This window comes from Ruminococcus sp. XPD3002 (assembly GCA_900119535.1).
In the GTDB taxonomy this organism is placed as follows: Bacteria; Bacillota; Clostridia; order Oscillospirales; family Ruminococcaceae; genus Ruminococcus; species Ruminococcus flavefaciens_H.
The window spans coordinates 122,831-146,872 of sequence record FPJT01000007.1; the positions used below are offsets into that span (position 1 = coordinate 122,831).

At 48.2% G+C, this 24,042-nt stretch carries 22 protein-coding genes and 1 tRNA gene; 2 read left to right on the forward strand and 21 right to left on the reverse strand.

Translation table 11 applies throughout. The annotated features are described in order from the left end of the window. Nucleotides 1-4: 4 nt before the first annotated feature. The 6 genes from holA to BT127_RS08020 form a co-directional block, all read right to left on the reverse strand. Entirely contained in the window at nucleotides 5-1,069 is a 1,065-nt protein-coding gene (holA, locus tag BT127_RS07995) for a DNA polymerase III subunit delta (protein WP_075424503.1), read from the reverse strand. Next, nucleotides 1,070-3,124, reverse strand: a complete 2,055-nt coding sequence (locus tag BT127_RS08000) for a ComEC/Rec2 family competence protein (RefSeq protein ID WP_075424504.1) — start codon at nucleotides 3,122-3,124, stop codon at nucleotides 1,070-1,072. 20 nt (nucleotides 3,125-3,144) lie between these two features. Next, nucleotides 3,145-3,687, reverse strand: a complete 543-nt coding sequence (locus BT127_RS08005; protein ID WP_075424505.1) for a phosphoribosyltransferase family protein — start codon at nucleotides 3,685-3,687, stop codon at nucleotides 3,145-3,147. 12 nt (nucleotides 3,688-3,699) lie between these two features. After that, nucleotides 3,700-4,053 carry a histidine triad nucleotide-binding protein gene (locus BT127_RS08010; RefSeq protein WP_075424506.1) on the reverse strand — a complete coding sequence of 118 codons (354 nt, stop codon included), beginning with the start codon at nucleotides 4,051-4,053 and terminating at the stop codon, nucleotides 3,700-3,702. 75 nt (nucleotides 4,054-4,128) lie between these two features. Beyond that, nucleotides 4,129-6,756, reverse strand: coding sequence for an alanine--tRNA ligase (gene alaS, locus BT127_RS08015; RefSeq protein ID WP_075424507.1), 2,628 nt, complete (start codon nucleotides 6,754-6,756; stop codon nucleotides 4,129-4,131). Between the two features lie 353 nt (nucleotides 6,757-7,109). Beyond that, a tRNA-OTHER gene (locus BT127_RS08020) sits at nucleotides 7,110-7,192 on the reverse strand. Between the two features lie 772 nt (nucleotides 7,193-7,964). Here BT127_RS08020 and BT127_RS08025 point away from each other — a divergent pair. Further along, on the forward strand, nucleotides 7,965-8,978 hold the full coding sequence (locus BT127_RS08025) for an SPFH domain-containing protein (protein ID WP_075424508.1): 1,014 nt from the start codon (nucleotides 7,965-7,967) through the stop codon (nucleotides 8,976-8,978). A 1-nt stretch (nucleotide 8,979) separates the two neighbouring features. Beyond that, a complete protein-coding gene (locus tag BT127_RS08030) occupies nucleotides 8,980-9,189 on the forward strand; it encodes a type II toxin-antitoxin system antitoxin (RefSeq protein WP_075424509.1) in 210 nt (69 codons plus the stop codon). Nucleotides 9,190-9,223: 34 nt separating this feature from the next. Here the strand turns inward: BT127_RS08030 and BT127_RS08035 are convergent, their stop codons facing one another. From BT127_RS08035 to nusB, 15 genes are all read right to left on the reverse strand, one after another. After that, the gene (locus tag BT127_RS08035; protein ID WP_075424510.1) at nucleotides 9,224-9,952 is read right to left on the reverse strand and encodes a hypothetical protein; all 729 of its coding nucleotides are present in this window, start codon (nucleotides 9,950-9,952) and stop codon (nucleotides 9,224-9,226) included. Nucleotides 9,953-10,017: 65 nt separating this feature from the next. Then, on the reverse strand, nucleotides 10,018-11,610 hold the full coding sequence (locus tag BT127_RS08040; protein WP_139275474.1) for a peptidoglycan D,D-transpeptidase FtsI family protein: 1,593 nt from the start codon (nucleotides 11,608-11,610) through the stop codon (nucleotides 10,018-10,020). 48 nt (nucleotides 11,611-11,658) lie between these two features. Next, on the reverse strand, nucleotides 11,659-12,093 hold the full coding sequence (dtd, locus tag BT127_RS08045) for a D-aminoacyl-tRNA deacylase (protein ID WP_075424512.1): 435 nt from the start codon (nucleotides 12,091-12,093) through the stop codon (nucleotides 11,659-11,661). A 6-nt stretch (nucleotides 12,094-12,099) separates the two neighbouring features. Continuing rightward, entirely contained in the window at nucleotides 12,100-14,070 is a 1,971-nt protein-coding gene (locus BT127_RS08050) for a beta-galactosidase (RefSeq protein ID WP_075424513.1), read from the reverse strand. Between the two features lie 34 nt (nucleotides 14,071-14,104). After that, a complete protein-coding gene (locus BT127_RS08055; protein WP_075424514.1) occupies nucleotides 14,105-14,641 on the reverse strand; it encodes a histidine phosphatase family protein in 537 nt (178 codons plus the stop codon). Between the two features lie 33 nt (nucleotides 14,642-14,674). Then, nucleotides 14,675-16,336 carry a DNA repair protein RecN gene (gene recN / locus BT127_RS08060; protein ID WP_075424515.1) on the reverse strand — a complete coding sequence of 554 codons (1,662 nt, stop codon included), beginning with the start codon at nucleotides 16,334-16,336 and terminating at the stop codon, nucleotides 14,675-14,677. An 11-nt stretch (nucleotides 16,337-16,347) separates the two neighbouring features. Further along, nucleotides 16,348-16,791 (reverse strand): arginine repressor, encoded by a 444-nt coding sequence (gene argR, locus BT127_RS08065; RefSeq protein ID WP_075424516.1) that lies wholly within the window; start codon nucleotides 16,789-16,791, stop codon nucleotides 16,348-16,350. A gap of 13 nt (nucleotides 16,792-16,804) precedes the next feature. Further along, on the reverse strand, nucleotides 16,805-17,659 hold the full coding sequence (locus BT127_RS08070) for an NAD(+)/NADH kinase (RefSeq protein WP_075424517.1): 855 nt from the start codon (nucleotides 17,657-17,659) through the stop codon (nucleotides 16,805-16,807). 8 nt (nucleotides 17,660-17,667) lie between these two features. Then, on the reverse strand, nucleotides 17,668-18,453 hold the full coding sequence (locus BT127_RS08075; protein WP_075424518.1) for a TlyA family RNA methyltransferase: 786 nt from the start codon (nucleotides 18,451-18,453) through the stop codon (nucleotides 17,668-17,670). Then, complete coding sequence (gene dxs, locus BT127_RS08080; protein ID WP_075424519.1) at nucleotides 18,440-20,335, reverse strand: 1-deoxy-D-xylulose-5-phosphate synthase; 1,896 nt, start codon at nucleotides 20,333-20,335, stop codon at nucleotides 18,440-18,442. Before dxs ends, BT127_RS08075 begins: the two co-directional genes overlap by 14 nt. A gap of 35 nt (nucleotides 20,336-20,370) precedes the next feature. Continuing rightward, the gene (locus BT127_RS08085) at nucleotides 20,371-21,261 is read right to left on the reverse strand and encodes a polyprenyl synthetase family protein (protein WP_082334955.1); all 891 of its coding nucleotides are present in this window, start codon (nucleotides 21,259-21,261) and stop codon (nucleotides 20,371-20,373) included. Nucleotides 21,262-21,263: 2 nt separating this feature from the next. Continuing rightward, the gene (xseB, locus tag BT127_RS08090; protein ID WP_075424521.1) at nucleotides 21,264-21,464 is read right to left on the reverse strand and encodes an exodeoxyribonuclease VII small subunit; all 201 of its coding nucleotides are present in this window, start codon (nucleotides 21,462-21,464) and stop codon (nucleotides 21,264-21,266) included. Between the two features lie 4 nt (nucleotides 21,465-21,468). Further along, nucleotides 21,469-22,665: an exodeoxyribonuclease VII large subunit gene (xseA, locus tag BT127_RS08095; RefSeq protein ID WP_075424522.1), complete on the reverse strand. Its 1,197-nt coding sequence runs from the start codon at nucleotides 22,663-22,665 to the stop codon at nucleotides 21,469-21,471. Next, nucleotides 22,666-23,613 (reverse strand): tRNA (adenosine(37)-N6)-threonylcarbamoyltransferase complex transferase subunit TsaD, encoded by a 948-nt coding sequence (locus BT127_RS08100; protein WP_075424523.1) that lies wholly within the window; start codon nucleotides 23,611-23,613, stop codon nucleotides 22,666-22,668. It lies immediately after the preceding gene. Continuing rightward, complete coding sequence (nusB, locus tag BT127_RS08105; protein WP_075424524.1) at nucleotides 23,606-24,013, reverse strand: transcription antitermination factor NusB; 408 nt, start codon at nucleotides 24,011-24,013, stop codon at nucleotides 23,606-23,608. The genes BT127_RS08100 and nusB overlap by 8 nt, the downstream gene beginning before the upstream one ends. Nucleotides 24,014-24,042: the final 29 nt, after the last annotated feature.

Sequence of the window (24,042 nt, forward strand, 5' to 3'; positions counted from 1 at the left end):
TCCGCTAATTGTTTGTCATGAACATCATTGTCACTGCCTGTTCGAGGGCAGTTCTCGGATCGGCAGATGTGGAATTCAGCTTTACCGCGGTATCACGGAGTATGGCAACGCATTTCCTCAGCTTCCTTACGCTCATTCGGCTGCTGTCACGGAAAGCGTTCTTTACCATGAAGTCCCATTTATAGCTGAAATCCGCAGTCATTTCATTGACACCTCTGCCTGACTGTCTTGCACAAGCCGCACGATACATATCTATAAATGTACCTGTTACTGCTCCCAGAACCTCTCCCCTGTTCTTATTGTCTATATTCAGTTCGTCTATAGCTTCATAAGCTGCTCTGCGGTTCATCGAAGCGACAGCGGAAGCAAGCTTGTATACCGTCATATCGCTCTGTACGTGAACAAGCTCACGGAGCATATCCGCAGTTATCTCACGTCCGTTTGCATAAGCGCACAGCTTGTCTATCTCATTGTCGATGGCAAGAGTATCGGAAAGGCACATCTCAGCAAGTCCTCTTGCATTATCAAGGGATATCATTCCTCCCCTTGCCGAGACCTTTGCCGCAATATCCTTTGCAAGCTCATCGGGAGTCTTTGCACCGAACTCGCAGACAATGCCGTTCTTTTCGATAAAGTCCGCAAGCTTCTTGTTCTTGTCTGCTATCTTGCCCTTCTTTACCTTTACCTCGAAGCCTGTGACGTTGAATACAACTACCGTCTGAGGAGGAACTTCCTTAAGCACCTCGATGAGCTTCTTGTTCAGGTCGTCGGCAGTATATCCGCGCATATCCTCACGGGGCTTCTCGCAGTTATAGTCATTTACGAGTATGCAGTTATACTCCGACATCATCGGCATCATCTGGACTGTGTCATACAGCTCGTTGAAGTCGATCTTCTTGCCGTTCATGCGTGTAAGGGCAAATTCCTCGTTATCGCCTACAGCAGCCTTTATTATCTGCTTTGTAAGGCGTTCTACCCTTACAACGTCCGCACCGAATATATAGTAAAGATTCCGAATTTCGCCTTTTTTAAGCTGTGAAGCTATTGTACGTGCATCTGTATAAGCCATTCAGAGTCTCCTTATCTTTATTGTTTCACCGAAAACGATCTCGGTGTTGTTCATGCTGCACAGTACCCCATCCGAGACCTCGTCAAGATACATACTGCGGCTGACGGTAACATTTGTTTTCTTTCCGACATTCCCGTAAAATACGGTAAGTTCGCTGTTAGCATCCGTGTCCTTACCGACAGGCACCACATCCACGCGCTTTCCTCCGCTCTCTACAGTAAGGCAGCCGTCAGCGTAAGTAATGATATACGTACCGTTGTCTATTCTGACCGCATCATTACCAAAGTTAACGCAGTCCTCTCCGCCTGCTACAGGCACCTCTCCGCTGACCATACATTTTTCCGCAGGGAAAAACTCCAGCTGACCTTTATACGCCGCATACTGTGACTGAACATTCTCCCCGAGTATCAAAGAGTCCACATGGTCCGCACCGTTTATGGAAAGGTACTTCCTTACGTATGCCGCTTCCCTGTAGTGACCGCTGAGGTCGATAACGTCCGTCCTGCCTTTACAGGTCACGACAGCGGCAGTGTTGTAACCTTTTCCCAGTACAGCTACCGTAAGTCTGCTGCGCTGTACGAGTCCGATACCCATGTATCCGAATGCAAATACTGCTGCTGAAACTGCTGTTGCGGCAATGACTGCACGGCGTCTGCCTGTGTAGAAATATATCAGCACGACGCATGTACCTGCGGTCAGGAGAAGTACAGGGACAAGCTCTCCGCTGCGGGATGCGTGAAATATGCCGATACGGGAGAGTTTTCCGCTTATATGGAGGACTATGCTGATAAGTCCCCCTGCTGAGGGAAGAATCGGAAGCAGTCCTCCCGTAAGAAGGTATACCACACCGATCACCATTGCAATTGTACAGAGAGGTACGAGCAGCAGATTTGTCAGCGGTGAGATCAGCGAGGTCTCATCGAAATACAGCATGGTAAGAGGAAATACGGATACAGCTGTACATATACCTGCGATAAGCGCATAACGCAGCTTTCCCCATACTCCGCTGTATTTCCTTTTGCCTGCGGCAAAGGGCGCAAATACCGCTATACCGAACGTTCCCGAAAGAGACAACATGAAACCTGCGCTGTATATGGAATACGGTCTGAACAGACATATCAGCAGAGATGCCGCCGCCAGTGAATTAAGGGGATCGTTCTGACGTCTGAACAGCGAGGCAGAGTACATGAAATTCATCATTATTGCCGCTCTGACCGCTGATACGGGAGTATTCGCCATTACCACGAGCAGAACGAGTACTGCATCCATTATTCCGAAAGCCGCGAACCTGTTTACTCTCAGTCTGCGAAGCAAGGTCATGAGAAGTGCAGCTATTATGGAAACATGCAGTCCCGAGACTGCAAGGATGTGACCTATACCGCTGCGGTAAAGAGCGGTCTTGGTGTTATTATCAAGTCCCTGCTTTTCGCCGAATACCATTCCTGCAAGAAAACCGCCGCATTCTGTACCGAGCACGGCATTGAAGCGCTTTATCATGTGCTCCCTGTAGCTGATAAGAGCGTTTTTCAGGGGACGTCTTCCTCTGTGGGTACAGACGGCATCCTTGATATTTCCTGCGGAAAGAAAGACGCCCTGCGCCTTATAATAGGTCTCGGCATCGAAAAGCCAGTCCTTATCGGGAAGCGAAAACCTGCACTGACCGATGGTCACGGTATCACCGTACTCCGCACCGAGGTCACTTCCGTAATAAGTTATCCTTGCCTTCTGACCGTCGCCTGTCCTGCCCTTCAGTATGTATGAAGCGTTTCCGCCGTCATGTACCGAGATATCAGTGACTTCGCCTGTAAAGCTGCCTGTTTTTCCGTCATAGACAACAACTTTGTCATGATACATCAGCGTATAGACGTTGAACACTGCAAAGGCAGCAGTGAACGCAGCCGCAATAACTGCATAGTCCGCTGTTTTAAAGCCTCTGCGCTTTCCGAAGATAACAAGGACCAAAACTGCGGCAGCCACTACAGCAAGGATCATCGGTCCCGTAAAAAACGAAGCGAAAAACAATCCCGACATATATGCTGCTGCCGCTCCAATCATTTTTCGCTTCATAATATTACTTAAAGTTTATAGAAAAGAGGCAGCTTTTCAAGAAAGACTATATCATCTCTTTCAGCAGCGTCGCCTTCAGCAAGAACTGCAGCCTCGCAGACGATATTTCCGCCTGCAGCCTTTGTAAGCTTTTCAAGCGCTATAAGTGATTCGCCTGTACTGATAACGTCATCAAGGATAAGCACCTTTTTGTCTCGCAGCATTGCTGCCTTATCCTCTGCAAGATGCAGCACCTGTTCATGTGCTGTGGTTATGGACTTTACCGTGACCGAGATAGGGTTCTTCATGTAAAGCTTTACCGACTTTCTTGCAACTACATAGGGTTTTCCGCACTGTCTTGCCATTTCAAAGGCAAGAGGTATTCCCTTTGATTCAGCAGTCAGGATAACGTCGAAATCTCCGCACTTTTTCAGAAGCTCGGAAGCTGCCGCAACAGTGAGTTCAACATCGGAAAACATAACAAAAGCCGCAATATCAAGCTTTTCATTCAGTGGACATATCGGCAGTTCTCTTTCAAGTCCTGCAATAGTCATTTTATAAGTTTCTGCCATTTTTATTGCTCCTTATTCAGTCTTGCCCAGTGACTCGGGGCCCCAGCCCATTTTAACTCCGCCGAGAAGATGGAAGTGGAGATGCTTTACGGTCTGACCTGCATCGTCGCCGCAGTTGTTGATTATACGATAGCTCTCATAGCCCTGTTCCTTGGCTATTTTTCCTGCTGCCTCAAATACCTTTGCAACTACAGCTGAATTTTCCTCTGTTATGTCATTTGCACTTGTGATGTGTACCTTTGGGATGATGAGGATGTGCATAGGTGCGATAGGAGCGATGTCCTTGAATGCGTAAACGTATTCGTCCTCATACACCTTTGTGCTTGGTATTTCTCCGTCGATTATCTTGCAGAATAAGCAGTCCATAAATTTTACTCCTTTACTATTTTTCATCGAAGTCCGAAGCCGCCGAAAAGCTGACGGCTTCAGTCTTGAATTTTATTACTTTATGATACCTGATACGATATCTTCAAACTTAGCCAGTGCTTCGTCTACCTTAGTGATATCCCCTGCACCTGCCATAGCTCCGTCGGGCTTTCCGCCGCCCTTTCCGCCTGTTACTGCCGAAACTTCGCGTACTATCTGACCTGCGTTTCCGCCCTTAGCGATAGCGTCCTTTGTACAAACGCAGTAGAATGTGCCCTTCTCGCCGTTTACTGCTGCAAACAGAGCGATGATAGCCTCAGCCTTGTCCTTTACGCTGTCGCCAAGCTTTCTGAGAGCGTCAGGTGCAGAGCCGTCCATTCTTGCGGATATCACCTTAACTCCGTTAACTTCCTTAGCGTTATCGAATATAGCTGCAACCTTTGAGTTAGCTACCTGCTGATTAAGAGATTCAAGCTGCTTTTCCTTGTCCTTGAGCTCGGATGCTACAGAAGCACACTTCTCGGGAAGCTCTGTGATATTTGCAAGCTTGAGAGCCTTTGCGGATCTGATGATAGTGTCCTTGAAGCTGTTAAGCAGTTCAAGTACACCCGAACCTGTAACTGCCTCGATACGTCTTACGCCTGCGGCTACGGAACTTTCGGAAACTATCTTGAAGAGTCCTATCTGAGCGGAATTTGATACGTGAGTACCGCCGCAGAACTCGATAGAATCACCTGCTGTTACAACTCTTACAACATCGCCGTACTTCTCACCGAAGAGAGCCATAGCTCCAAGCTTCTTAGCCTCTTCGATAGGCATTTCCTCCATAGTAACAGGGATAGCGCTGAGTATCTCATTGTTTACAAGGCGCTCTACCTCTGCTATCTCCTCATCGGTCATAGCGCTGAAGTGGTTGAAGTCGAAACGGCAAGCCTTCTCGTTAACGAGCTGTCCTGCCTGATGAACGTGGTCGCCAAGTACCTTGCGGAGTGCGTTCTGGAGAAGATGTGCTGAAGTGTGGTTGCGCATGATAGAGTTTCTTCTTGTAACATCTATCTCAGCTGTTACCTTCTCGCCCTTTGTAACAGTACCCTCGGTAACTGATGCGATGTGGAGGAAGTGTCCCTCGCTCTTGATAGTATCATCCACCGATACAACGTTCGGACCGCATGTGATAGTACCTGTATCGCCTACCTGTCCGCCGCTTTCAGCGTAGAAAGGAGTTCTGTCGAGTACGATAACAACGTCCTCGCCTTCGGAAGCAGAATCCACCTCTGCGCCGTCCTTGTATATAGCAAGTATCTCAGCCTCTGCCGAGTTGTCAGTATAGCCAGTGAATACAGTCTTTGGAGCATCTACCTTGATGCTGTTGTCAGCCCATGATGAACCTGCCTTAGCTGCATGGTCAGCCTTTGCTCTTGCGCGCTGTTCCTTTGCAAGCTCGGTGAAGCGGTCACGGTCAACAGTAAAGCCCTTCTCCTCGCATATCTCTTCTGTAAGGTCTATCGGGAAGCCGTATGTATCAGCAAGCTTGAATGCATCGTCGCCTGAGAGCACTTTTTTGCCCTCTGATGCAAGCTTCTCTGTGAACTGGTTGAGGAGCTCTGTACCCTTGTCTATAGTCTTAGCGAAAGCCTCTTCCTCAACGCTGATTATCTTCTTTATGTAATCCTTCTTTTCAGCAAGCTCAGGGTAAGCGCCTTCGTTCTCCTTGATAACTGTATCGCATACCTCGGAAAGGAAAGGTCTTGTGATGCCTAAGAGTCTGCCGTGACGTGCAGCTCTTCTCAGCAGACGGCGGAGAACATAACCGCGTCCCGAATTTGAAGGCTGTATGCCGTCGCCAACCATTAAAGTAGTGCTTCTGATATGGTCAGTGATAACACGGAGAGAAACATCTGTCTTAGCGTCCTTCTTGTACTCAACGCCTGCGATAGATGAGATGTGCTTCATGATATTCTGAACAGTATCGACCTCGAAGATATTGTCAACGCCCTGCATAACGCAAGCAAGTCTTTCAAGTCCCATACCTGTGTCGATGTTCTTGCTCTTCATTTCCTCGTAGTGACCGTTTCCGTCGCTGTCAAACTGGCTGAAAACGAGGTTCCATATCTCGATGACACGGTCACAGTCGCTTGCCTGCTCGAAGTTCTCGAAAGGGCCGTAAGCCTCACCGCGGTCGAAGTGTATCTCGGAACATGGACCGCATGGACCTGAACCGTGCTCCCAGAAGTTGTCCTTCTTACCGAGACGGATTATCCTGTCGTGAGGGATGCCGATATTGTTCTCCCAAATCTGCTCTGCCTCGTCGTCGCTTTCGTATATAGTTATCCAGAGACGGTCAGCAGGTATCTCCAGTGTCTTTGTAAGGAACTCCCAAGCCCATGCGATAGCCTCGGGCTTGAAGTAGTCGCCGAATGAGAAGTTACCGAGCATCTCGAAGTATGTACCGTGTCTTGCAGTCTTACCAACGCTCTCGATATCGGGAGTACGGATACATTTCTGACATGTTGTTACTCTTACGTTCGGAGGTGTAGCCTGTCCCAGGAAGAACTTCTTAAGGGGAGCCATACCCGAGTTGATAAGAAGGAGGCTCTTGTCGCCCTGAGGGATGAGAGAAGCGCTTGCCATACGAGTATGGTTCTTGCTCTCGAAGAATGATAAATACTTTTCACGTAGATCGTTAAGACCTGTCCACTGCATAAAAATAATCTCCTTTTAATAAAATGCATAATTCATAATTCATAATTCATAATTAATGTGTACTCAGTAACCGCCTTTGGGCGGTTACTGCCCCGAACTTTGTTCGGGGAGCGCAAATTCCCTAAAATATAAAGAATTTGCGCGTCACATTTCTTTATGTCAAGCTCATTTTGCCCGAAAGGGCAAAACAAAGTGCAAGAAAAAACTTTAATATCATTATTTTCTTGCACTTTGACAACTAAAAAATGGCTTTGGAAGCTATAATAAGCCATTTTTTAGTTGTTGAGCAGACATTAATTAAATGCATCTCTGACTTATCAGAAAGATTATGCATTATGAATTATGAATTGAAATGGTGCGCCGTTTAGGAATCGAACCCAAAAAATGCTGTACCTGCCTTACACAAGACAGTTGTTCACCAATTGAACAACGGCGCTTATTGTTAAATTCCGGACTAAATAAAAAGGCCTCGCCGCCAAATGGGACGAAGGCTCTCGTGGTACCACCCAAATTCAAAAGGGGAACTCCCCTTTCCTCGGCTATCCTTAACGCAGAAATACGCTCCGCTTTCGCAGAGAGACTCGGGGGTAGCACCTGTCTGTGATACGAAAGCTCTCACCGTCCGCTTTCTCTCTGAGGTATCACGCATACAGTCAGTCCCTTCACTGCCATACATTAGTATTATAACGCTGTTTCCGTGAAAAGTCAAGTATTTTTCAGCATTTTATCTTTAAAGGTAATTGTACGGACTCCAACGTGCGAGCGCAACTCGTCCCTACATGGGTTCAATAATTGTATCCGGTCATAACGGGCGCAAACTGTGTGCCCCTACACTAAGCTCTGAGTTCTAATAACTGCTCTCTGCACTCTGACAGCACCCCTTTTGTACCTTTTGTACCACCGTCCATGAGCCGCTGCATCAGAAAAATGCTGTTACACAGAATATTCATGCATCAATTAAATAATAATTTAACTATTATTCAAAACAGCTTATTATTGATTTGTCAGATATGGTACAGGTACAAAAGGTTCAAAAGGTACAAAAGGTATGGATAACGCTGCACAGCAATAATGCATATTCTTAACTGCACAGGCTAATAGTTAAATGAAAAATATTTCAGTAATATCTTGACAAAATCATATTTATGTGATATCATAATGATATCAAATCAATACACCACATTCACATCACGAAAGGATGAATAATCATGAAAGAAAAAGTTTTATCAACAAGAAAGAATGGCTGGTCAGCCATCGTTATCATCACACTGCTCTACATAGGCTCGTTCTTTACGTTTATCTTAGGCATTGGCGCTGAATCTCTGCTGCTCATAATACTCTCACTGCTTTGGTTATGCATCGGCTGGGTGCCGTACCTCGGACTTAAAGTACTGAAGCCGCAGGAAGCTCTCGTACTCACCCTCTTCGGCAAGTACAAGGGAACTCTCAAAGGCGACGGCTTCTACTGGGTAAACCCGTTCTGCACAGCCGTTAACCCTGCCGCTTCCACAAAGCTCCGCCAGAGCGGTGACGTGGACGGTAATACACGCGAATCATCAGCAGCTACCGTTAATCTTATGACAGGCTACAGATCAACTCCTGTAATGTCCAAGAAGATATCCCTTAAGATAATGACTCTCAACAACAACCGACAGAAGATAAACGACTGCCTCGGCAACCCTGTTGAGATTGGCATCGCTGTTATCTGGAAGGTTACCGATACTGCTAAGGCTGTTTTCGATGTTGACAACTATAAGGAATACCTCTCGCTCCAGTGCGATACTGCCCTCAGAAATATCGTTCGTCTTTACCCCTATGACGTTGCTCCTAACGTTGATACTACAGGCGACGGCATCGCTGACGAAGGAAGCCTCCGCGGTTCAAGCGAGGTAGTTGCAGCACGTATCCGTGACGAGATACAGTCAAAGGTCGAGAACGCAGGTCTTGAAATAATCGAGGCTCGTATCACTTACCTTGCATACGCTCCCGAGATCGCAGCAGTAATGCTCCAGAGACAGCAGGCTTCCGCCATCATCGACGCAAGAAAAATGATCGTTGACGGTGCTGTAGGCATGGTTGAAATGGCTCTTGAAAGACTCAACGAGAACAACGTTGTTGAACTGGACGAGGAGCGCAAGGCTGCTATGGTATCAAACCTGCTGGTAGTTCTCTGCGGAAACCACGACGCTCAGCCTGTCGTAAACTCAGGCTCGCTCTATTGATATGGCAGCTAAAAAACAAGTTCCGCTCAGATTATCGGAAAAGCTGTATAACGATATCGCTGCATGGGCGGAGGACGACTTCCGTTCGGTCAACGGTCAGATAGAGTACCTGCTGACCGAATGTGTAAAGCAGCGCAAAAAGAACGGCAAATACGTTTCCGATGAGATTGACGCTCCTCTCGATGTGGACGTTGAAAAGTTCGGTAAATAACAATTAAGGGACGCACAGGCGTCCCTTGTTTTTATTATTCGTGAAACTTTGCCTTGTTGAGAGGAAGGTCTGCAAGATACTGCATCTCATCAAGTTCTGACTGTGCATCAGACCTCGTAAATGACATCCACCAGAGAACCTGCTCATTGTCAACAAAAGCATAATTCAAAATATAATGAACTTTTTTCTCTTCACCCCTGAAAGATATATTTCCAGAATAGCGTTTCACTTTGTATCCAAGCATTTCTTTTTCTTCTTCTGTATCAATTGTATCGGCTGGGTAATCATCTGTAAGCCATTCTCCATAAGCATTATTCAATACTTCTTTCGTTTTATTTTTGATTGTATAGTTTATCAGCTCTTCTGCTGATAGATCCTTGTAAGATTCAAGACCGCTCCAATAACTTGGATCATCTGTTCCCCACATATAGAAAACTACATCTTCCACATCATGGTAATCTCGATGGTCAAACCCGTGTGTAGCATAGTAAGAGAGTCCTAAACCTCCGTTTTCCATTCGTTTCGGTATTGGCACATCAATACACTTCATTTCAGGATCAATAGTATCTTCATAGATCAATTCCTCGTCTCCATGAGCGTCGGATTTTTTCTTATCCTCCTTGCTTTCATTATCTGAAACTGCCGAAGAAGCTGTATCAGCCTTTGAGCTTGTATCTGCGGTGCTTCCCCCCGTTGTTGCAGCATTTCCGCAGCCTGTCAGCATGATAGCTGCCATACAGATTGCAAATAAACCCTTTTTCATTATTTCTCCTCCTGAAAAAAATTTTACAGGAAAAGTATATCACACAAACACAGCTTTGTCAAGAATTATCCGATTTTCATTACCCTGTCCGCAATTTCGGCAAATACAGGCGCTGCCGCATCATTTCCGTAGCCGCCGTCCTCAACAAGCACCGTCACCGCATACCTCGGTTTGTCAGCAGGAAAGAACCCCGTTATCCAAGCGTGACAGAACTCCTCTCCCCTCTCATCCATGCGTCCCGTCTGTGCAGTGGAGGTCTTTGCGCCGACCTTTACCCTCTGCGGCTTTGCGTTTGAACCCTCGGTATCGTACACAGCCGATATCATCATATCCCTCAGCTCCTTCGCCTGTATCTCTCCCATAACTCGAGTATACTGCTTCGGCTTTTCGTTGGAGACTGTTTCGCCGTCCGCAGTTATCCCCTTTATAAGCCTTGACATGTAAAGCTTTCCGCCGTTTGCAATTGCCCCGGTCATACGGTTTATCTGAAGCGGTGAAGCAGTAAGCTTTCCCTGACCGAATGAGAAGTTCGCAAGTTCGGCAGGTACAAGGAGTTCCTCAACGGTGGGAAGATGTCCTGCGGAAGCGGTAATCCCCGAACACAGCGGTATCTCTTTACCGAACCCCATGTCATAGGCAGTCCCACGAAGCTTCGGTATATCAAGGCATCTGCTGAGACTGATAAAGTAAGTGTTGCAGGAATTGGCTACAGCTTCGGTCATATCCTGGACTCCGTGACCGTCATAGCGATGGCAGTTGAAAACCTGTCCCGAAATATCGATACTGCCCTTGCAGTCGTATACGAATCCGCCCATTCCCTCGTCCAGAGCTTCACAGGCTGTCACAAGCTTGAATATAGAACCTACGCTGTAGGAATAAAGCGCACGGTCTATAAGGGGACTGTCCCCGTCGGTCAGTGCGGCTTCGATATTATCAGCTGAATACTGCGGATAGCTTGCAAGTCCGAGTATATCGCCGCTGCCGATATCCGAAACTATAACGGTACCCTTTGCAATCTCACGGGAAAAGGACTCGCATACAGCCTGAATTTCCTTGTCCAGCGTTGTAACGACTCCCGTTTTTTCATTGCTGCTTCGCTGTACTCTTTTGCCCTCACCGATAAGCACATTTCCTCTGCCGTCGGTGGTATAGCTTACTGTGTTGCCGACACTTCCGCTGCGAAGAATCTTCTCGTATGCGTACTCTATCCCCGAAGCACCTTTCCCTTCGGACAGATACCCGATAACATGCTGTGCAGTCTGGTTTTCGCCGTATCTTACAGGTATGCGGAAGTAAGTTTTCCTGTCCGTATCCTTCCCCGACTCCCTGCACCTGTAAGCAAAGGGACGTCCCTTAGCATAGTTCTCCGCAAATTCTTCCTTGTCCACAGCATTTTCCATTGCTTCCGCATCCGTCTTTCCGTCAGGCACTATAACGCATACCCACTCGTGACCGCAGTTCACCAGCGGACGCATTTCCCTGTCGTAGACCGTCCCCTGACTGTCTCCCGCATTTACAGTAATATAGGGACTGTTCACCGCAGCGCTTATATATGCGCCGTCCTCGGAAATGCGGTAGTAGTTCAGTACCACACCAGTAAACAGCAAAAGAAACAGCAGTGTAAGTATGAGAATTCCCCTGTCTCCACGATAACGCAAAAAGATCACCTCACGGATATTATGCGTCCCGAAAGGTGATCTTATTCATTATTCAAGAATAACTGTGAACGGTCCGTCATTTTCGAGCGAGACCTTCATATCAGCCGCAAAGATGCCTGTTTCCACATGCTTGCCCTTGCTTCGGCAGTAATCAACGAAGTAGTTGTAAAGGCGTTCCGCTTCATCGGGTTTGCCTGCCTGAATGAAGTTCGGACGGTTTCCCTTGCGGCAGTCCGCATAGAGCGTGAACTGCGATACTACCAGCAGTTCTCCTCCCACATCATTCAGCGAGAGGTTTATCTTATCATTCTCGTCCGAGAAGATACGCAGATTTATTATCTTATCCGCAAGTCTCCGGCAGTCCTCCTCGGTGTCCTCATGACCTACTCCCAGCAGTACCAGATAGCCCTTGCCTATCTGTCCGCATATCTCTCCGTCAACTGTGACGCTTGCGTGGTTAACACGCTGTAAAACTATCCTCATACCTGTTTACTTCCTTACTACATCCATTTCAAACGGCTTAAGCTGAAGCTCGTCTTCTACTATCGAATAAATAACGCTGTACATAGGCTTTGGAAGCGGTATCGAAACGTCCTTTTCGGAGTTGTTGAAGAAGAAGATATACTCATCCTTACCGTTGGTACGGGTAGTTACTTCCACTCCTCGCGGCAGGTCCTTAAGGCGAGGAATACCTGTCTGCATCATGAGGTTTGATGCGAAGCTCTCATAGAAGTCGAGTCCGCAGACTGTTCCGATGTAGTAGGCGATACCGTTGCAGTACCTGTTCATGGTAACAGCAGGCAGACAGCGGTACCAGCCGTCGGTATACTCAGCATAAGCCTTTGCGGAAGTCGCCTGTATAACATCGCACCATGCATGACAGCTGAATTCGTTTCCTGCGAAATCACGGATAACGTGCTTTTGTTCGCCTATCGGATCATATTCGGTTATCTCAATACCTGCAAGCTCCTTGTATACGGTAGGCAGTGTATCGATTATGCAGTTGTTATTGGCGTCCTTTACGCCGCTTCTTGCGGTAAGTACGAGAGTACCGCCGTTTATGACGTATCTGTAGAGATTTTCGGTAACGGCAGAGTTATTCACGTACATTGAAGGTGCGATTACCAGCTTATACTCGCTGAGGTCTGCCTCGCCTGACACCACATCCACATTTGCACCGAAATGACTGAAAGCCGAGTGGAACATCTTAAGCTGCTCCATATAGTCGAATGTTCTGACCTGCGGCTGTATCTTGAAGGCGTGATCGATCTCGGGAGAATAAACAATTGCAATGTCCGCTATGAGGCGTGTACTGAGGAGAGGTGTAAGCTTGACTGCCGACTTGCACAGCTCCGAGAACTCATAGAATCTGCGGTTCGGTACATTGCTGTGGTCGAGAAGTCCGTGCCTGAACATCTCCGCACCTGTTGCGGCAGTTCTCCAGCGGAAATGCAGTACCGCATCCGCACCGTGAGCAAAAGCCTGCATAGCGTAACCCATAATCTGTCCCGGCTTCGGTGCAGGAGACATATATGCGTAGCTTCCCGTGGGACCGCTGAGCTGTTCCATTACCCAGAAATCGGCTCCCTTGACTCCGCGCATCATATCAAGCTCGAAAGCATGCGAGCTAATGGTCTCTTCCTCCGCTTCAAGACTTATCGGAGGATAATTGTCGTATGAAACGAAATCGAGCTCCTCAAAGAGATGATACAGGTCGGGAGTATTATTGCTGAACACCGTATTGGTAGTAAGTATCACTTTAGGATTTTCAAGACGTACAAGCTCCGCTATCTCCTTGACGAAATCAGCCGCACTCTGGGATGTGAACCTGTACCAGTCAAGACACAGTGAAGGGTTCTGCCATGCCTTAGGGTAAGCGGTAGGCGGTTCTATCTGCGATATGTCGCTGTAGTCGCCGCTCCATACGCTTGTACCGTATGCAGCGTTTATGCTGTCGAGGTCATTGTACTTTTCTATCAGCCACTTGCGGAATTTCTCCTTGCAGACATCACAGCAGCAGGGATAAGCTTCCAGTTCACTGTCTATCTGCCATACTATAACGGACTTTTTCTTGCCGTAGCGCTTTACCATCTCGCAGGCGATACGTCTTGCGTACTTGACAAATACGGGCGAATTGACGCAGCGGTGTCCCCTGTTACCTATCTGAAGTCTTTTTCCGTCAGGTCTTATCTGTATTATCTCAGGATAGGACTGGTACATCCACAACGGTGGACAGTTCGTAGGTATAGAAAGGATTATACCTATACCATACCTTGAAAAGATATCTATAACATGGTCGAGCCAGCCGAATGTGAACTCACCCTCACGGGGTTCCAGCTTGGACCACGCAAAATCCGAAAGTCTTACGAGCTTTACGCCTGACTGCGCCATTTTTTCAGCGTCGCTCTGCCACATCGAGCTTTCCCACTGTTCAGGGTAGTAATCAACACCTACTCTCATTTGGTTCCTCCTTATTAATGCATTTTCATCCTTTTCAGATCTGATATTCTATTATCTGACAGTTATCCATGAACCAGCCGCTGAACTCCTTAACGGTCATATCATGGAAATAAGTTTCTATAACGCGGCACACTCCGCCATGACAAACCACAAGCACGTTTTTTCCGCTGTAGTCTCTCCTTATGTCATCAAGAACGGAATAGACTCTGTGTGCAAGCTGCATGAGCGATTCGCCGTTTCTGCCCATTCTTACGCCGAATTCCGTCTTATTCTCTGCGAACCCGTCAGTGAAGCGTGATTTTCCCTCAAACTCACCGTAGTCCCATTCTCTCAGTCTTTCATCGGTGACTATATCAAGTCCGCAGCGCTCTGCAACCGCCTTTGCGGTAGTCTGTGCACGTTTCATGGGCGATGCTATGATGATGTCCACATCTCCGAGCTTTTCCACATTTTCCGCAAGTTCAAGCGCCTGTGCCCGACCTGTTTCATTAAGGGGCAGATCTGTGGTACCGAGTATTATCTCCTGTTTATTGTAATCCGTCTGTCCGTGACGGGTAGAGTATATCTTCAAGTTATTTCCTCCGTGGATATGATTTTACAGCTGTCAGCAGGAGACAGCCTTTTCTATCTCAGCCCTTGCATTATCGAGCATCAGTTCACTCGGATCATCTCCGCCCATGATACGGGCTATCTCGGCAACTCTGCCGTCCATATCGAGCTGAGTTACGTGGGTTTCTGTACGGTCTCCCACTATCTGCTTTTCTATCATAAGGTGGTTATCAGCCATTACCGCTATCTGTGAAAGGTGGGTAACACATATGACCTGTCTTACCTTTCCTATCTCACGCAGTTTTATGCCTATTTTCTGAGCCGCCTTGCCGCTTACACCGGTATCTATCTCGTCGAATATCATGGTGGGGATGCTGTCCTTGTCTGCGATAACGCTTTTCAGCGCCAGCATTATCCTTGAAAGCTCACCGCCCGATGCTATGCGTGATATCGGCTTGGGTTCTTCACCTCTGTTTGCCGAGATAAGGAACTCCACCGTATCCATGCCGTTTACAGTCAGCTTGCCCTTTTCGTGGCGGACTGCTATGACTACTCCCGCCATATTAAGGAACTCCAGTTCTTCTGTTACACGGCGTGTAAAGCGCTCAGCCACTTCCTCGCGGTAGTCATAAAGTGCCTTTGCCTCCTCAGTGACCTTATGAAGAAGCTGTTCACGTTTTTCGCTCAGTGACTTTATCTCGTCCCCCGATCCTTCAAGCTGCATTATCTCACGGCAGGCATCATCGTAGAGCTTTACAAGTCCCTCGCAATCGAGAGCGTATTTGCGCTTCAGCTTATTTATCGTATTCAGCCTGCTGCTGAGATATCCGAGGCGCTGACCGTCCAGCTCTACCTGCTCGGCTGCGGACTCCAGCTCGTCTGCAATGTCCGCAAGCTCTATCTCGGCTGCGGAAAGGCGCTCGTAAAGTGCGGAGATACGTGAGTCTCCGTCCGCAAATGAAGCTATCTCGGTCTCAGCGGACACGAGCATATCTGTAGCCGCATCGTCACCTGTTATCGCCTGAACTGCGTTCTTAAGGGCGATAATGGTCTTTTCGGAGTCACGGGCGGACTCGTACTCCTTTTCAAGTGTCTCATCCTCTCCTGCGGAAAGCTCCAGCTCGCCGATATCGTCGATGATGCCGTTAAGATAACGGCTGCGCTCGATACGGGACTGCTCCTGCTTTTTCAGTTCGCCGAGACGTCTTGCAGTTTTTTGCAGTTCCCTGAAATCGTTCCTGTATGAGTCAAGAAGGGTATTGTCTCCGCCGAAATCATCAAGTATCTGCATATGCTTTTCGCTGTCGAGAAGTATCTGATTGTCATGCTGTCCGTGGATGTTGATAAGAAGGCTTCCAACCTCTCTGAGCATTGCGGCAGTAGCTGTCCTGCCGTTTATTCTTGCAGTGCTTCCGCCGTCCGCACTTATCTCACGGGTGACAGTTATCTCATCGTTATCATAGGGGAAACCGAGTTCATCGAGTTTCTCACCTACCTGTGGAGGTATATCCGTGAAAAGAGCGGTTATTACCGCCTTGTCACATCCTGTACGGACTATGTCCTTATTGCTTCGCTGACCAAGCACAGCGTTGATGCCGTTTATGAGTATCGACTTACCTGCACCTGTTTCACCTGTAAATATATTCAGCGTACCCGTAAGAGGTATCACCGCTTCTTTGATAACTGCAAGATTTCTGATATATATTTCCTTTAACATGACAAGATCCTTTATTTATCCGATAATAATTCGTTTCTGAATTTCTTTGAAAGCCGCTTTGCGTCCGCTTCGCTTCTTACGAGTATGAATATGGTATCGTCACCGGCTATAGTTCCGACTATCCCCTCGTGGTTCACGGAATCGATGGCCGCACAGGTTCCCTGCGCCATACCTGCCCTGCATTTCAGGACTATCGTATTCATGGCGTAGTCTACCGACACGACAGCTTCTGCAAAGAGACTTTTCTCGGTAAGCGCAGAGGCAGGCATAGCATAACGGTAAACGCCGTCCGCGTCCCTCTGCTTGACAAGTGAAAGCTGTTGTATATCACGAGAAAGAGTTGCCTGAGTTGTGACAACTCCCCTCTCGGCAAGAAGCTTCATAAGGACCTCCTGAGTCCCTACAGCCTGTTCATTGATTATTTCAAGTATCAGATCGTGTCTGCGGTTCTTCATATCATTCTCCGTATCATTTTAAGGGCTTGCACATTTTCCTGCAAAGGGATTCATGGAAGGAATTGCCGATAAGGTTCACGAAATTCAGATCGTTCTTTCCGCGGCGTATCTCTATGGATTCATTCTCGCCGAGTATCTTGTTGACCTCTCCGTCAACGCTTATGACCATTGAACCGTCGCCCTTTGTCCTGTCTGTTATCCTCAGCTGTCTGTCAGGAGCGAACAGAGTTGCACGGGAAAACAGTGAGTGGGGACAGATAAGTGTCATTTCGATACATTCAAGGTCGGGTTCAACTATGGGACCGCCTGCCGAAAGGGCATAGGCAGTCGAACCAGAGGGCGTTGAAAAGAGGATACCGTCCGCACGGTATCTTCCTACGAGATAGCCGTCCGAGAACACATCAAAGTCGCATATCCTGAAGCTTCCCGAACGTGCAGAAACTTCGTTGAGAGCGGTATAGACTCTTTCCTCATCGCCGTCATGGATAACGACTTCTATGGTCATGCGTTTTGATATCTCATACTCGCCGTTTGTAAGGAGCACCAGCTTATCCAGCTGGTCAGCCTCGAGACCTGCCATGAATCCGAGAGTACCCGTATTGATGCCCAGAAGCTTTGTATCTGTTCCCATAAGGAATTTAGCACAGCGAAGGATAGTACCGTCGCCGCCGATAGCAATGACTATATCCGCAGTCTGTGCAGAGACCTCGATATCCTCGAAAATAACGAAAGGCTTATCCTTGAAGTCCTCTCTGAATTCTCCGCTTACGGAAACCTCTATACCCGATGCGTTAAGCACGTCACAGGTATCACGCGCACAGCTCAGGGCGTTCTTTTTCTGAAAATTCGGATAAAGTGCAGCTTTCATATTTCCTCCTAAAGCTCAGCGAAGGCATCTCCCACAAGCTTCCTAAGGTCGGTATCAGCCGATACGGAAGCATCTCTCCGCAGATGAGCAAGATATTCTATATTTCCGCTCCCGCCCTTTACGGGAGAATAAGTGTAACCGACGGGTACAAGTCCCGCAAGCCGCATAGCGCTGTCAGTGTCGGAAAGTACTCGTTCGTGGACCTTTCTGTCCTTGACTACGCCCTTTTTGCCGATATCCTTTTTGCCTGCCTCAAACTGCGGCTTTATAAGCACTACAGCCTCGCCGCCGTCCGACATGAGCTCAGCTATCTTGGGAAGCACCTTTGTCAGGGATATAAAGGATACGTCAACACTGACGAAATCGGCTTTTCCGCCGATGTCATCGGGAAAAACGCTGCGGATATCAGTACCCTCCATGTTAACTACTCTGCTGTCACGGCAAAGACTTTCTGCAAGCTGACCGTGTCCCACATCAACGGAAAAGACCTTTTCGGCGCCGCATTTCAGCATATACTCGGTGAAACCGCCTGTGGAAGCACCGATATCAAGGCATTTCCTGCCTTTCAGGTCTATACCGAAAAACGCAACGGCTTTTTCAAGCTTAAGAGCGCCTCTTCCCACATATACATCGGTCTCGGACGAAACTATCTCATCCTCGGGACAGACCTCGTCGGAGGGCTTTTTGGCAGTAATACCGTTGACAGTAACGGCACCTGCCTTTATCATATCCTTGGCGTTCTCACGGCTTCTTGCTATGCCTCGTGAGACAAGTTCAGCATCAAGTCTCGGCATCGGCGTCTATCCTTCCGCGTATATATTCTGCCATTTTATCGCAGGTAAGTCCGAGTTTTTCAAGACACGAGGTCACAGATGCCTGTTTTACGAAGCTTTCGGCAGTTACTCTGCTGTAGTCTCCGTTATATCCTATCTCGGCAAGCTGTTCTCCGAACAGTTCGGAAATACTTCCCTGACCGATAGACTCCTCGAAGAAAACTATCCTCTTGTAGTAAGATGCGGACTCTATCACCTCGGGTACCGCAGGGAATATCCTTGTGAGCTTAAGTACATCGCAGTCAATGTTATCCTTTGCAAGCATCTTAATCGCCTTGTAAGCCTCGTTATACAGCCTTCCGTAGGTTATTATGAGGGTATCGCTCCCGCTTGTCTTGTGGAAGATGTAGTCTGTTGAAACGTAGCTCTTGTTGTAGTCAACCTTTTCAGCACCTCTCGGGTAGCGGACAGCAACAAGTCCCGTTTCGTCGTATATAGCCTTCTTCATGCAGAGTTTGAGTTCATCGTAGCATGAAGGGGAGTAAATAACGGTATTCGGTATAGTAGCAAGCATAGGAACATCGAGAAGTCCCTGATGAGTTTCGCCGTCCTCACCGACGATTCCTGCACGGTCCACCCCGAGAACTACGTGGAGTCCTCCGATAGCAACATCGTGAACGAGCTGGTCGTATGCTCGCTGAAGGAATGTGGAGTAGACTGCAAATACGGGAGTCATCCCCATTGAAGCCAGTCCGCCTGCAAATGTAACTGCATGCTGTTCGGCAATACCAACGTCATAGAAGCGCTCGGGGTGCTTCGATGCAAAGAACTGAAGTCCCGTTCCGTACTTCATAGCCGCAGTTATAGCACATATCTTCTCATCATTGTCAGCGATTCGGGCAAGTTCCTTACCGAAAACGGTTGAGAAGCACTCATCCGCTGATACCTCGGGATTTCCTGTGACTATATCGAACTTCGAGATACCGTGATACTCTCCCGGATTCTTTTCAGCAGGGAGATAGCCCTTTCCCTTAACGGTCTTTACGTGGATGAATACAGGACGGTGGAATGACTTTGCCATGTGTATGACCTGTTCAAGTTCCTGCAGATTGTGACCGTTTACAGGTCCCAGATATATGAATCCCATATCCTCGAACATATTGCTTTCGAGTATTGCGGACTTTACCGAATCCTTGACGTTCTTGATGCCCTTGGCAAAAGGTGCGCCGACTATCGGTACTCTCAGGAGCTTCTTTTCAACGCGTCTTTTAGTCTCAAGGTAGTTCTCGGTATTTCTCAGGTTGGTGAGGTACTTTGAAAGCGCACCGACACTCTTGGATATGGACATATTGTTGTCATTGAGAATGACTATCATGTTCCTGTCCTGATGTCTGCCTGCGTTGTTCATAGCTTCATAGAACATACCGCCTGTCATTGCGCCGTCGCCGATAACCGCAACAGCATAGCCTTCCTTGCCCTGAAGCTTCATAGCCTCCGCCATACCGTATGCCGCAGATACTGATGTACTGCTGTGGCCTGATATGAACGAATCATGCACCGACTCTGACGGCTTCGGGAATCCTGATATACCGTTCTCCTGCCTGAGTGTTGAGAACTGCTCCGCTCTGCCTGTCAGTATCTTATGTACATAAGCCTGATGTCCAACGTCCCAGACTATCTTATCATCAGGCGAATCGAAATTCCTGTGAAGCGCCAGAGTAAGCTCCACAACACCGAGATTTGATGCAAGGTGTCCGCCTGTCTTTGAAACTGTCGATACGAGCAATCCCCTTATCTCACTGCAAAGGTATCTGCACTGCTTATAGGAAAGCTCGCGCAGATCAGCCGGAAGATCAAGCTCAGAAAGAGTGATCCTCTCACTATCTTTTAAATTTTCCTTCATTTTCTCTTTGCGGACTGTTTCCGCAGCTCCTTAAATTATTTTTTACGCTTCAGCAGCATATTCGTCAGCTCTCTCAGGAATGTGCTGTGCTCAATATTGTCAAGGCAGGATAACGCCTGAGCTGTGACGTCATCTGCTATCTGCTGAGCCTTCTCAACGCCGTAAAGTGTTACGAAAGTAGTCTTGTTTTCCTCCTCGTCGCTGCCGACAGGCTTGCCGAGTTCCTCGGTAGTGCTTGTAACATCGAGAATATCGTCGATTATCTGGAAGGCAAGTCCGAGCTTGAAGCCGTACTCCGCAGCGATACCGAGCATAAGGTCCGAAGCGCCTGCACAGATACATCCCATAACGCAGGATATAGCTATGAGCTGACCTGTCTTGCAGCGGTACATATTTCTCAGGTTCTCCTCATCCACATCGGAACGCTCCTCGTTCTCGATATCGATGACCTGGCCTCCGCCCATTCCTTCTCTGCCTGCACCCTTTGCAAGGCAGGAAACTATCTTCACCTTCTGCTCGGGAGTGAGCTTCTCATCATCTGCTATTACCTCGAAAGGCAGCATACAGAGTGCATCACCTGCAAGTATGGCAACAGCCTCTCCGAAAGCCTTGTGGCAGGAGGGCTTACCGCGGCGGAAATCATCGTCATCCATTGCAGGAAGGTCGTCGTGTATAAGTGAAAATGTGTGTATCATCTCGATAGCAGCCGCAGGTGCATCCGCGGAACGCAGATCGCCGCCCAGAGCCTCACAGAAGCCGTAGACCAATGCAGGCCTAACACGTTTTCCGCCTGCTTCAAGCGAATAATTCATGGCATCTATCAGACTTTTCTGCGGCAGCATATCCTCCGACATAGCATTATATTTTTTAAGGTTAGCTTCTGTACGTTCTATATACTCAGCAAGCTTTTCATTGAAGTTCTTCATGATCAGTTCAGCGGCTTTGAGCCGTTATCCTCCGTTATTTTTATTTTAGCCTCGGCAAGCTGTTTCTTGCAGTCTGCGGCAAGCTTTACGCCCTGACTGTACAGCTCTATCGCCTTTTCAAGGGAAATGCTCCCCTGCTCCAGCTGAGAGGTTATCTCGCTCAGCTTTTTCATATTCTCCTCAAAACTGATATTTTCTTCCATATCCTCACCACTTTTTCTTTATCTCAGCCTCTGCTCCGCCCTTAGCGAAACGGAGGGTTATGATATCTCCGCATTCGGTCTCTGCGGAATCCTTTATGAGACTTTCACCCTTATACGCCAGTGAATAGCCTGCTTCCATTATTTTCAGCGGACTTCTTCCCTCCAGCACCGCAATGCAGCGTTCAAGGGAGGAATCAAGGCTCTGAAGCTTTCGTTCAACGGCAGAACCAAGACGATTTTCCATACTGTTAATGCGTTCCTCGGCAAGCTTAAGACGGTTCTCGGGAGAATTTGCCGCAAGTTTAGCCTGTGCAAGCTGAAAAGAGCGTTCCGCATTGCCGATGATATTGTTCATAGCTTTGCCAAGATGCTCCGAGTAAACGGATACGTTACGCATTATCTCGCTTATATCGGGAGAAACCGCTATAGCCGCCCTTGTTGGAGTAGACACGTATCTGTCCGCCACATCGTCTATTATAGTGTGGTTCTGTTCGTGTCCGACCGCAGAAACTACAGGTACAAGGCAGTTATACACCGCTCTTGCAATGCGCTCGTCATTGAAGACGCTCAGTTCCTCATCGGAACCGCCTCCGCGTCCCACGATAATGACGTCACAGCCTGCGGATTCCGCCCTCATGATGCCCCTGACTATCGACTCGGGAGCTCCTGCACCCTGCACCTGGCAGTGTACCGCATAGACCTCGCAGAGAGGATAGCGTGTAGTCAGGGTATCCGTTATATCGTGTACCACCGCACCCGTAAGTGAAGTTACAACGCCTATCTTCTTAGGCATATAGGGCAGAGGTCTTTTATGCTCCTCGGAGAAGAATCCTTCCTTGGCAAGCTTTTTCTTCAGCTCATCAAGTGCAGCAGCAGCAAGTCCTGCACCGTCCGCCGCCATATCCATTATCGTAACGCTGTAAGTGCCTCTCTTTTCATAGACCGAAACGCTGCCCATAACAATGACGGACATTCCCTTTTCGGGACGGAATTTCAGCCTTGAAAGCACTCCGCTGTATAAATTTGCTTTTATCTCGCTCTGCTCGTCCTTAAGGGTAAGGAACAGCATAGTTCCGTTTGCGGCACGGAACAGATCTACCTGTGCGATCTCTGCACGGAGCATAAAGCCTTTCAGCTCACGGTCTCCGCTTACAAGTTCACTTATATGCCTGTTGAGCTGCGAAACTGTTATCATTGACATCTATTTTACCCCATTACTTTTCAGATAGCCGAATATAGCCATACCTGCCGCATTATCGCATGAAAACTGCGGCTCGGCAAAATCGGCTCCGGGAAATTTTTCAAGAAGCCGGTCACGTATTATCACATCGGACATAACTCCGCCTGCAAATACAAGCGGCAGACTGCCGTATCTTTCCAGTGCGGAAGAAGTCATTGCAGCTATGGTCTCAGCGATAGTATCAAGGCAGTATCTTGCGATATTCTCCGGACTCTCGCCCTTTTCAAGCATAGTCCTGCATTTGTTCTCAACTCCCGAAAGGCAGCAGTTCCCGTCCTTCAGCACCGCTTTCGTCTTTATCCGCTTATCCGCACCTGCCGCCAGCTTTTCCAGTTCGGGACCGCATGGGAATCGGAGTCCCAGCATGACGCCTGTACGGTCCACAGCCTGTCCCGCTTTTAGGTCGAGGGAAGTGCCTGCTTCGGTAATGCGGAGAACATCCTCCTCATCGGGTTCACAGAAAAGGCAGTCGGTAGTACCGCCGCTGACGTGGAAGGCAATGAAAGGCTGACGGATAAGGTCGAGCCTGTCCGCCGAATAGAGCGCAGCGAGTATATGGCCTATCTGGTGGGATGTGGTATACAGCGGAATGTGTTCCACCGCCGCAAGAGAGCGTCCGAAGCCCTCGCCCACAAGAAAGCAGGGCATATACGAACCCTCGATATTTCTCGGCCTTGCAGAAGCAGTTACCACGCTTGGCGATATATCACTGTACTGCGCCGAAAGCTGCTCTATCATGTCGGGGAGCTGTTTTGTATGGTGAAAAACTGCATCGCTCTGACGCAGTCCCAGCTCGCCCGCCTTTACGGGAAGGAGCTTTTTCGCCTGTACTATGCGATTCTCCTCACTTATGTAAACTGCCGCAGAGGTAGTGTAATTGCTTGTATCTATGCCGAGGTAATCAGGCATTTTCCTTCTCCAGGTCGCGGGAGAATGCTCCGAGGACTCCGTTTATAAAGGAAGCGTCCTCAGAGTAGGTATAGGTATTTGCAAGCACCATTGCCTCGCTGATAGCCGCATTGACGGGAGTATTCTCATCGTACAGCGACTCGTAAAGAGCTATGCGGAGTATAGCGAGATTCAGCTTAGAAATTCTTGCAAGCTTTCTTGACTTGCTGTAGTTCTCAACTATACGGTCCAACTCTTCACGGTGAGCGAGTGTACCGTCCACGATAGCCTTCACCTGATCATCGACTGTTATCTCATCGATCTCCTCGGCGATATCGTAAAGTTCCTGTATATCATCATCGCGCAGAAGCTGCTCAAAAACCAGCTTGAATGCGCTGTCTCTTACTTCACGTCTTGACATTTAAACTCTCCTTTGCTTTGGATAAGGCG

Bases quoted from the DNA above. Each gene is read 5' to 3' on its own strand.
- holA (WP_075424503.1), bottom strand. From the start codon at position 1,069: ATGGCTTATACAGATGCACGTACAATAGCTTCACAGCTTAAAAAAGGC.
- BT127_RS08000 (WP_075424504.1), bottom strand. From the start codon at position 3,124: ATGATTGGAGCGGCAGCAGCATATATGTCGGGATTGTTTTTCGCTTCG.
- BT127_RS08005 (WP_075424505.1), bottom strand. From the start codon at position 3,687: ATGGCAGAAACTTATAAAATGACTATTGCAGGACTTGAAAGAGAACTG.
- BT127_RS08010 (WP_075424506.1), bottom strand. From the start codon at position 4,053: ATGGACTGCTTATTCTGCAAGATAATCGACGGAGAAATACCAAGCACA.
- alaS (WP_075424507.1), bottom strand. From the start codon at position 6,756: ATGCAGTGGACAGGTCTTAACGATCTACGTGAAAAGTATTTATCATTC.
- BT127_RS08025 (WP_075424508.1), top strand. From the start codon at position 7,965: ATGAAAGAAAAAGTTTTATCAACAAGAAAGAATGGCTGGTCAGCCATC.
- BT127_RS08030 (WP_075424509.1), top strand. From the start codon at position 8,980: ATGGCAGCTAAAAAACAAGTTCCGCTCAGATTATCGGAAAAGCTGTAT.
- BT127_RS08035 (WP_075424510.1), bottom strand. From the start codon at position 9,952: ATGAAAAAGGGTTTATTTGCAATCTGTATGGCAGCTATCATGCTGACA.
- dtd (WP_075424512.1), bottom strand. From the start codon at position 12,093: ATGAGGATAGTTTTACAGCGTGTTAACCACGCAAGCGTCACAGTTGAC.
- BT127_RS08050 (WP_075424513.1), bottom strand. From the start codon at position 14,070: ATGAGAGTAGGTGTTGATTACTACCCTGAACAGTGGGAAAGCTCGATG.
- recN (WP_075424515.1), bottom strand. From the start codon at position 16,336: ATGTTAAAGGAAATATATATCAGAAATCTTGCAGTTATCAAAGAAGCG.
- argR (WP_075424516.1), bottom strand. From the start codon at position 16,791: ATGAAGAACCGCAGACACGATCTGATACTTGAAATAATCAATGAACAG.
- BT127_RS08070 (WP_075424517.1), bottom strand. From the start codon at position 17,659: ATGAAAGCTGCACTTTATCCGAATTTTCAGAAAAAGAACGCCCTGAGC.
- BT127_RS08075 (WP_075424518.1), bottom strand. From the start codon at position 18,453: ATGCCGAGACTTGATGCTGAACTTGTCTCACGAGGCATAGCAAGAAGC.
- dxs (WP_075424519.1), bottom strand. From the start codon at position 20,335: ATGAAGGAAAATTTAAAAGATAGTGAGAGGATCACTCTTTCTGAGCTT.
- BT127_RS08085 (WP_082334955.1), bottom strand. From the start codon at position 21,261: ATGAAGAACTTCAATGAAAAGCTTGCTGAGTATATAGAACGTACAGAA.
- xseB (WP_075424521.1), bottom strand. From the start codon at position 21,464: ATGGAAGAAAATATCAGTTTTGAGGAGAATATGAAAAAGCTGAGCGAG.
- xseA (WP_075424522.1), bottom strand. From the start codon at position 22,665: ATGTCAATGATAACAGTTTCGCAGCTCAACAGGCATATAAGTGAACTT.
- BT127_RS08100 (WP_075424523.1), bottom strand. From the start codon at position 23,613: ATGCCTGATTACCTCGGCATAGATACAAGCAATTACACTACCTCTGCG.
- nusB (WP_075424524.1), bottom strand. From the start codon at position 24,013: ATGTCAAGACGTGAAGTAAGAGACAGCGCATTCAAGCTGGTTTTTGAG.